The sequence below is a fragment of the uncultured Paenibacillus sp. genome (assembly GCF_963515335.1).
Taxonomy (GTDB): Bacteria; Bacillota; Bacilli; order Paenibacillales; family Paenibacillaceae; genus Paenibacillus_I.
This window is the reverse complement of the sequence record NZ_CAUPYC010000103.1, coordinates 1-8140: the sequence shown is the minus strand read 5'-3', so window position 1 is coordinate 8140 and position 8140 is coordinate 1. Positions and strand designations below refer to the sequence as shown.

The following is an 8140-nucleotide window of genomic DNA, read 5'->3' as shown; positions in this document are numbered from 1 at the left end:
CTCGTAACCGCCAAAATGCCGCTTATTCGCCCGCCGCCCCCTCTTCGCCCCCCCGTAACCTGCAAAATGCCGCTTATTTGCTCGCCGCCCCCCCCCGTAACCCTGCAAAATGCCGCGACTTGATGGGCGAGAACGCAGAAAGGGGCAAGTGTGGGGCCGATTTTAAGCCGGAAGCATTTGCTGACGAGAGTCATCAACTCTTGCCACAAGTAAACCCAGCTTCGGGAGCGCGGGGAAATCTTCCCCCTTCGTTTTCGAAAAAACGGCACAACCGATTTGTCGCCGGTTGTGCCCTCAAAGTTTCTTTAATAGCCTACATATCTGGACATTCGGTCCATCTCCGCCCATTCCGAGGCCAGCATGCTGTAGATCGACATATCGACGAAGCCGACCTCTCGCCGTTTGGCCTGGCGGGCTATCCCTTCGAGGGTGTAGCCGAGCCGCTCCGGCACGGCTCTGCCCCGCGGGTTGTCGGCCGCCACGCGAATGACGACGCGGTTAAGCCCGCATTGCTTGACGGCGAACGCCGTCAGCAGGCCGCATGCGCGGGTCATTCGCCCTTTGCCGCGGTCCTTCTCGCTGAGCCAGTAGGAGATTCGGCCGCATTTGTCGGGCGAATTGACATCCGACAGCTCCGCGACGCCGACCAGCCGATTTTCCTCATACACGCCGTAGCCGTAGGCGTCGCCGATGCGCCGCCGCCTGTTCAGATCGTCGATGAACGCCCGCGTGTCATAAGGCGATTTCACGCCCGCGACCCACGAGAACCAGACGCTCAGCAAAGGCCGATTGTCGTCCGTCAATTGAAACAGCGCTTCCGAATGCTCCGGCTCCAGCAGCTTCATGTCCGTCCGATCAGTCAGGGAGTAAGCAAACATCCTAGGTTCCTCCTCACATTGTAAGCGATTTCAAACAAACGCGCCGGCTGTGTTATATAACGTACTTTCCTCATTATACAACAAAATGGCGAACTTGAAACGGGCTAAAGCGGCAGGCGGCCATTATTTTTTCCGGGAGGAATCGACGGGCCGAAAAACAACGCGCGCCTCTTTCGGCGCGCGTTGCGGTGCTGCATGGTGCTGGCATAGTGCTCGATGGTGCCGGATGGTGCCGTGCAGGACGGCTGCGCCGTCCCCGGCATTTGCCGAGGTGGCTTGGGACCATTTCAGTCTTCGGCATTCAAAATAAATTTCTCGATGACGTGCCGCACGCCTTCCTCGTTGTTGGTCAGCGTGACGTAGTCCGCTATCGCCTTCAGCGACGGCACGGCATTGCCCATGGCCACGCCCAACCCGGCGACCTCGATCATCTCGTGATCGTTCCAGGAGTCGCCGATGGCGATCACCTGCTCCGTCGAGCAGCCGATCCGTTCCGCCAGGAAGGCGACGGCATGGCCCTTCGTGCCTTCCTTATGCATGAATTCCAGGTAATGCGCCTTCGATTTGGTGATGTGGACCCGGTCGCCGATCAGGGGGCGAAGCGCCTCCGCCACTTCATCGAGACGGGCCGGATCGTCGATGATGAGCATTTTCGTCAAAGGCTCCCGGAGCAGCCTCGCGTAGTCGGGCTCAACGGTGTAAGGCACGTTCGACAGCTTCGAGTAGGCGCGGACCTTGTCGTTGTCCTCGGTCGTGTACAGCTCGTCCCGTACATAAAGCTGCAGATGGAGGCCGTTGTCGCGGCAGTAGCGGAAAAGCTCCTCCGCCGCATCGGCCGGCACGCTGCGCTCGTACAGCACCTGTCCGTCGAGCAGCGTTTTGACGAGCGAGCCCTGATAGGTGATGATCGGCACGTTCAGCTCGATCTGCCTGGCGATTTTCTGCGCGGAGGCGAACATGCGGCCGGTTGCGAGGGTAACGGTCACGCCTTTGGCGACGGCCGCGGCCAGCGCTTGCTTTGTTGCGTCCGTTACTTGGATATCGTCGTTCAGCAAGGTGTCGTCGACATCGATGGCAATCAATTTGTACATAGCAGGCTCCTGCTCCTTCTCCCTTGTTATCTTTTCCCTATACGATTCAGGTCGTTCTTGCACACGCTAGCCTGATTGTAGCGAAAAAGGCGGGCAGCGGCAAGAAGGACAACCCGCTTCTATCCGGCGGCTTGTTCGCATACTCTCACAATAGGCGCGTGAGGTTGAAGCAAAGATGCGAATGAGTTATCTTGGGAAGTACGGACAACGATAGGAGAGATGCGAGCATGTACCCTTTCACTTCCAAAGCGGGACGGCGCCGCTGGGCTGCGCTTGCTATTGCGGGCGCAGTGGCGGCAGGCGCGATCGGTTTTGCAGGCGGCAGATGGTGGACGGAAAACCGGTACCCGATGCTGAAGGATCCCGCTTTTGCCAATCTGGATTACACGTATAAGGAAATTATGAACGATTATTTGAACGGCGCGAAATCGAGCGAGCTGATCCATGGGGCTGCAGAGGGAATGACGGCTTCGCTCGACGATCCGTATTCCGAGTATTTTACGGGGGAGCAGGGCGAGGATTATGTGCAGCATTTCGACGATCAAATAGTCGGCATCGGGGTCGAGATCCGGCAGGAGGACGGCGAATTCGTTATCAATACGGCCTTCAAGGGCGCACCTGCCGAGCTGGCGGGCCTGTTGAAGGACGATGTGATCACGGCTGTCGACGGGGTGTCCATGCGGGGGAAAACGTTGAATGAGCTCGTCAAGCTGACGCGCGGCAAAGAGGGCACGAAGGTAAAAATCACGGTCGCGCGCGCCGGCCTGGCCGAGCCGTTCGATGTGACGCTGATCCGCAAGCCGGTGCCGATCCGCACCGTCACGTCCAAGCTGCTGCCCGGCGGACTCGGAATGGTGCAAATATCGCGTTTCGCCGAGAAAACCGACGTGGAATTCAACGCCGCTGTGGACGGCCTTCTGGACAAAGGCATGAAGGGACTGCTGCTCGACCTGCGCATGAATCCCGGCGGACTGGTCAATTCAACGATCGGCATTGCCAACAGGCTGGTGCCGAAGGATAAGGTGCTGCTGCAGGTCGTCTATAAGAACGGAAGCCGGAAAACCACCTACCGCTCGGAGCAGAAGGAGCCGTGGACAATCCCGATCGTCGTGCTGATCGACGAAAGCTCCGCCAGCTCCGCCGAGGTGCTTGCGGCGGCCCTGCGCGAATCGGCGGGCGCCAAGCTGGTCGGCGTAAAATCGTTCGGCAAAGGCATCGTGCAGACGTTCCGGCAGTTCGGGGACGGCTCGGTGCTGAAGCTGACGGAGTCGCAGTGGACGACGCCGAGCGGCCGATGGATACACGAGCAGGGCATTGAGCCGGATGTGAAGGTCGAGCTGCCGTCGTATGCGAGGCTTCCTGTGCTGCCCACGGACGAGGTGTTTAAGGAGGGCGCGTTCGGGCAGGGGGTGAAGACGCTGGAGGATATGCTGACGGCCGTCGGGTACGACCCGGGGAATCCGGAAGGGATTTTCGACGCCGACACGGCGGCGGCGGTCGAGCAGTTCCAGCGCGACGAGAAGCTGACGCCGACCGGCACGATGAGCGGGCGCACGGCCTTCAAGCTGATGGACCGGCTGAGGGCCAAAATCGCCGAAGAGGATCCGCAGGTGGACAAGGCGCGGGAAACGCTGCAAGCGATGCTGGCCAAGTAGCGTTTGCCGGAACGAATGGATGCCCGCGCGCGCGGTTGCCGGCGCACGTTCGGGCAACGGCAGAAAAGCCCGCCGGATGCGGCGGGCTTTTCTGCGGCTAAATAGGATCAGGCCGTTGGCGTCGGTCAGCCTCACTGCGCGGTCAGCACGAGCGGACCGTCCGCCGTGAGGGCGATTGTGTGCTCGTATTGGGCCGCCAGCTTGCGGTCGAACGTGCGGGCCGTCCAGCCGTCGGGGGCGATCGTCATGTAGTGGGTGCCTTCGGTCAGCATCGGTTCGATTGTGAACACCATGCCTTCCTTCAGGCGCATGCCCTTGCCGGGCTTGCCGACGTGCATGAAGCTCGGCTGCTCATGCAGGCTGCGGCCGATGCCGTGGGCCAGCAGGTCGCGGACGATGCCGAAGCCGTTCTTTTCCGCGTGCGTCTGGATGGCGCTCGTGATGTCGCCCAGCCGGCTGCCGGGCATCGCCCGGCGGATGCCGAGCTCGAGACATTCCTTCGTCACCCGCATCAGCTTCTGCGCATTCGGGGCAATGTTGCCGACGGCGTAGGTCCATGCCGAATCGCCGAGCCAGCCGTCCAGCCGGGCGACGATATCGATCGTGATGATGTCGCCTTCCTTCAGCGGCTCGTCGCCGGGAAAGCCGTGGGCGATGACGTCGTTGACCGACATGCATGTCGCGTAGGGGTAGCCTTTATAGCCTTTTGTAAACGGCTGGCCGCCGTTTCGCACGATCATGTCCTCGACGAACGAATCGATTTCGCGCGTCGTGCCGCCGGGACGAACCATCGGCGCAAGCGCCTTATGGCATGCGGCGACGAGCTGCCCGGCTTTGCGCATCGCTTCGATCTCAGGCTTGCTTTTCAATATTACCATCGCGCAATCAACATCCTCCTGCCGTTCCGGCATATCCTCCATCAGCTTATGCCGGTTTTCGTAACGATGACATACGATGCCGCAACGGATCCGACTCATTCCTTGATTTCCGCAAAATGCTTCCGCCCGCTCAACCAGTGCGCGGACAAATAAATGAGCACAAAAATCGGGAACGAGTAATAAGTTTTCCAGTTTTCGGGCGTGTACAGTTCCAACCAGATGAAGATCGGCTCGCCTGCAAAGGCGCTAATGGCCCCATACACGATCCCTTTGAGGAACGGATGGACTTTCGGCTTGATCTGAATAAGGAACATGGCCAGTACGGGCAAAACGGAAAAATCCCAAGGGGTAAAAGAGGGCAGCAAAGGCAGCACGTCGTAATGGTAGTGCCATTTTCCTGCACTAATGCCGATGAAATCCAGCCATGAGCTGATGAACACGATGAACAGGCCCGACAGCAGGAGGCGGTATGTGCTTTCCTTTTTCCGAAAGCATAACCACAGCACCCAGGGGACAACCGTGAGCAGCACGCCCATCCACCATTGCCAGGAGAAAAGCACTTGTTCAATCCACAGCTCGTATTTCTCATCATGTATGGCGGCTATTTTGTCGTAGAGTTGGGCGTCTTTTTTAAAATAAGTATCCTCATGCATACGAAGCGTGACCTCGCTCGCTATTGGCGAATTAGAGACTGCCTGTCTAGCTTTGCCGAAAAAAAAGTTTCCATTCCGTTCCGGTTCGGAAATGTTTGCGATTTCACGGCCCCAAACCTAATACCGGCTTAATTCTTTTTCAATAAACCTTGAATATATTTCCTGTATCCTTATGTACATGGAACAAGTACTGGGGAAAGTGGGAATACGGCAAATGAAATCGGGTTTACGGCGCGGCATGAAACCGCGTCTTATCGTGCGAATGATATTGGTGCTGCTGCTGGCGGCGCCGGCGGTCCAGTCGCCCAAGGCGGCTGCAGCCGGGCAGGACGAGTTCGACGCGCTGCGGTTGAAGTGGCTGAGCCAGCTGACGGGAACGGGCGATTACAACGTAAAGGATAAGGCGATCGACGCTTATATCAAACGGATTTCGAAGGTGACCAATGCGCAGGGCACCGGTATCCTGGACACGCTTAACCTGGACGGCTCGGCGGGACTGTGGCCCGATCTTCAAAGCACGACGAATCCTGCCCATATAACCGCGCAATTCAAGCGGATCGGGCAGCTTGCGCTCGTTTACGCGACCAGGGGCGCTCCGCTTTATCAGAACGAGGCCCTCGGCAACGATATCGAAGCCGCCATGCAGTGGATGTACGACAACCGCTATAACGAGCGTTCGGTGCGGTACGGCAACTGGTGGGAATGGGAAATCGGCTCGCCGGCGGAGATTGTGGACATTCTGGTGCTGATGTACGACCGGTTCGAGCCGGAGATGATCGCCCGGTACGGCCGGGCCATGGGCGCGATGATCCCGGACCCCGGCATCCGCGCCAACGGATACAACACACCGGAGACCGGCGCCAATCGGGTCGACAAGGCGCTGATCGCGGCGCTTCACGGGATTCTGGTGCGCGACGGCGCAAGGATCGCGCAGGCAAACGCCGCGCTGCCGCCGGTATTCGAAATCGTGGCGTCCGGGGACGGCTACTATAAGGACGGCTCGTTCATCCAGCACCGCGATATCGCGTATACCGGAAGCTACGGCGTCGTGATGATCGACGGCTTGTCCAAACTGGTACGGCTCCTGGACGGCAGCAGCTGGGAAATCAGCTCCGCTCAAGTGAAGACGCTGTACAACTGGTTCCGTTATTCATTCGAGCCCTTGATGCATGACGGCGCCATTCTCGATATGGTTCGCGGCCGGGCCGCTGCCCGGCAGAACTCGGATTCCTACACGATCGGACGGACGGTCATGCACGCTTTTCAACGCATTTCGTATCTGCTCCCCGCCGATCAGGCGGCGGAAGTGCTCGGCAGGCTGAAGTATTGGTACCTGAACGACACGGTACTGAAAAACACCTATTACGGCCTGAACATCGACGGCATCCAGATGGTGCAGTCGCTCCTTGACGACGCCGCGATCGTGCCGGCGGGCGACCGGATCTTCCACTACCGGTTCCCGTCCATGGACCGGGTCGTCCATAAGCGTCCGGATTATGTTTTCGGCGTTAGCATGTATTCCGACCGGATCCGCAATTACGAAACGCTCAACGGCGAGAATGTGAAAGGCTGGTACAGCGGGAGCGGCATGACGTATTTGTACGACAAGGACATCAACCCGTTCGGCGACGGCTTCTGGCCGACGGTCGATCCGCTCAGGCTGCCGGGTACGACGAACGACGGCAAGCCCAAGGCGTCCGGCCGAAGCTCGCAGACATGGGTAGGCGGAGCCTCCGTTACCGGGGCTTACGGAAGCGCGGGGATGAAATTTCAATATGAGGGAAGCGGCCTGACGGGCAGCAAGTCCTGGTTCATGTTCGACAACGAGATCGTGGCGTTGGGCAGCGGCATCACGGCCGGTGTGTCCGGCACTTACGAGACGACGGTCGAGAACCGGAGGCTGTCGGCAGCAGGAACGGAAACGCTGACGGTCGACGGCGGCAATCGGCTTCCGCTGCTCGGCTCCTCGGCGAATTTCACCGGCGTGAAGTGGGCGCATCTGGCGGGCAGCGGCATCGGCTATGTGTTTCCGAAGCCGACGGACGTGTCGATGCTCCGCGAAGCGCGCACCGGCAGCTGGGCGGGCATAAGCGCAGGCCAGTCCGGCGCGGCGGTGGCGCGCAATTATATGACGATGTGGATCGATCACGGCAAGCTTCCGGATAATGCTGGCTACGCGTATGTGCTGCTGCCGAACCGGACGTCGGCCCAAACGGAAGCCTACAGCGCAAATCCGGAAATCTCGGTATTGGCGCAAGACGAGACGGTTCACGCGGTGGAGGAACGGACGCTGGGCATCGTCGCGGCGAACTTCTGGAAGGCAGGCTCCGCGGGGGCGATCCGCGCCGAGCAGCCGTCCGCCGTCATGATGCGAGAGCGCAATGGGATATTGGAGGCGGCGGTTTCCGATCCGACGCAGAAGCAGCAAAGCGTAACGGTCGTGCTGGATAAGCCCGGCTATGCCGTGCAGAAAACGGATCCGCGCATTCAGGTGCTTGAGACGTCGCCGGCGATCAAGCTGAAGGTCGACGTCGCGGGAGCCGCGGGCGAGAGCATCCGGGTGTTTTTCGAGAAAGTGAACGGATCGGCGGGTTCATGAACGTATCATAAGGCAATCTGGAGAATCGCCCCTTACGCCCGATTGATCGGGCGGGGGGCGATTTTTTTCGGCGATGCGAGAGCGACGGATATGGAAGCGGACGGGATGGTCAATGTCGGCCGGCTTGTGCGCGAGGAGCAGGGAGAGGAGCGTGTATTCGCGGTCGGCTTCGGCACCCGCCGCGGTACCGTCATCGCGGCGGACCGGTGGGGCGGCGGCATCGAAACGATGGAGGTGCCGAGGGCGATTGCCGGGAGCCGGGAAGATTTGCTGCACCGGGCCGGAGCTTATGACAAGGTGCTGCTGCTTACCGGTAACGGGGATGGTAACGGGGATGGAAAAGGAAATGGAGATGGAGATGGAGAAGGAGATGGAGATGGAGAAGG

General features: G+C 59.7%; 7 protein-coding genes. 3 read left to right on the top strand and 4 right to left on the bottom strand.

Going from position 1 to position 8140, the window contains the following annotated elements:
• Positions 1-305 precede the first annotated feature (305 nt).
• Together RWM61_RS19630 and RWM61_RS19625 are read right to left on the bottom strand one after the other, a co-directional pair.
• Positions 306-878: a GNAT family protein gene (locus tag RWM61_RS19630; RefSeq protein WP_314003998.1), complete on the bottom strand. Its 573-nt coding sequence runs from the start codon at positions 876-878 to the stop codon at positions 306-308.
• A gap of 287 nt (positions 879-1165) precedes the next feature.
• Positions 1166-1969 carry a Cof-type HAD-IIB family hydrolase gene (locus RWM61_RS19625; RefSeq protein WP_314003996.1) on the bottom strand — a complete coding sequence of 268 codons (804 nt, stop codon included), beginning with the start codon at positions 1967-1969 and terminating at the stop codon, positions 1166-1168.
• A 227-nt stretch (positions 1970-2196) separates the two neighbouring features.
• Between RWM61_RS19625 and RWM61_RS19620 the strand changes: the two genes are divergently transcribed.
• The gene (locus RWM61_RS19620; protein ID WP_314003994.1) at positions 2197-3624 is read left to right on the top strand and encodes a S41 family peptidase; all 1428 of its coding nucleotides are present in this window, start codon (positions 2197-2199) and stop codon (positions 3622-3624) included.
• 131 nt (positions 3625-3755) lie between these two features.
• Here the strand turns inward: RWM61_RS19620 and map are convergent, their stop codons facing one another.
• Positions 3756-4502 carry a type I methionyl aminopeptidase gene (gene map, locus RWM61_RS19615; protein ID WP_314004001.1) on the bottom strand — a complete coding sequence of 249 codons (747 nt, stop codon included), beginning with the start codon at positions 4500-4502 and terminating at the stop codon, positions 3756-3758.
• Between the two features lie 95 nt (positions 4503-4597).
• Positions 4598-5155, bottom strand: coding sequence for a CBO0543 family protein (locus RWM61_RS19610; RefSeq protein ID WP_314003991.1), 558 nt, complete (start codon positions 5153-5155; stop codon positions 4598-4600).
• 214 nt (positions 5156-5369) lie between these two features.
• Here RWM61_RS19610 and RWM61_RS19605 point away from each other — a divergent pair, with 214 nt between their 5' ends.
• Both RWM61_RS19605 and RWM61_RS19600 read left to right on the top strand, forming a co-directional pair.
• A complete protein-coding gene (locus RWM61_RS19605) occupies positions 5370-7754 on the top strand; it encodes a polysaccharide lyase 8 family protein (protein ID WP_314003988.1) in 2385 nt (794 codons plus the stop codon).
• A 90-nt stretch (positions 7755-7844) separates the two neighbouring features.
• On the top strand, positions 7845-8140 hold a 296-nt coding region (locus tag RWM61_RS19600; protein ID WP_314003985.1), incomplete at its 3' end, for an erythromycin esterase family protein.

What these genes read in the sequence shown, in the direction of transcription:
- RWM61_RS19630 (WP_314003998.1), bottom strand. Translation starts at nt 878, where the DNA reads ATGTTTGCTTACTCCCTGACTGATCGGACGGACATGAAGCTGCTGGAG.
- RWM61_RS19625 (WP_314003996.1), bottom strand. Translation starts at nt 1,969, where the DNA reads ATGTACAAATTGATTGCCATCGATGTCGACGACACCTTGCTGAACGAC.
- RWM61_RS19620 (WP_314003994.1), top strand. Translation starts at nt 2,197, where the DNA reads ATGTACCCTTTCACTTCCAAAGCGGGACGGCGCCGCTGGGCTGCGCTT.
- map (WP_314004001.1), bottom strand. Translation starts at nt 4,502, where the DNA reads ATGGTAATATTGAAAAGCAAGCCTGAGATCGAAGCGATGCGCAAAGCC.
- RWM61_RS19610 (WP_314003991.1), bottom strand. Translation starts at nt 5,155, where the DNA reads ATGCATGAGGATACTTATTTTAAAAAAGACGCCCAACTCTACGACAAA.
- RWM61_RS19605 (WP_314003988.1), top strand. Translation starts at nt 5,370, where the DNA reads ATGAAATCGGGTTTACGGCGCGGCATGAAACCGCGTCTTATCGTGCGA.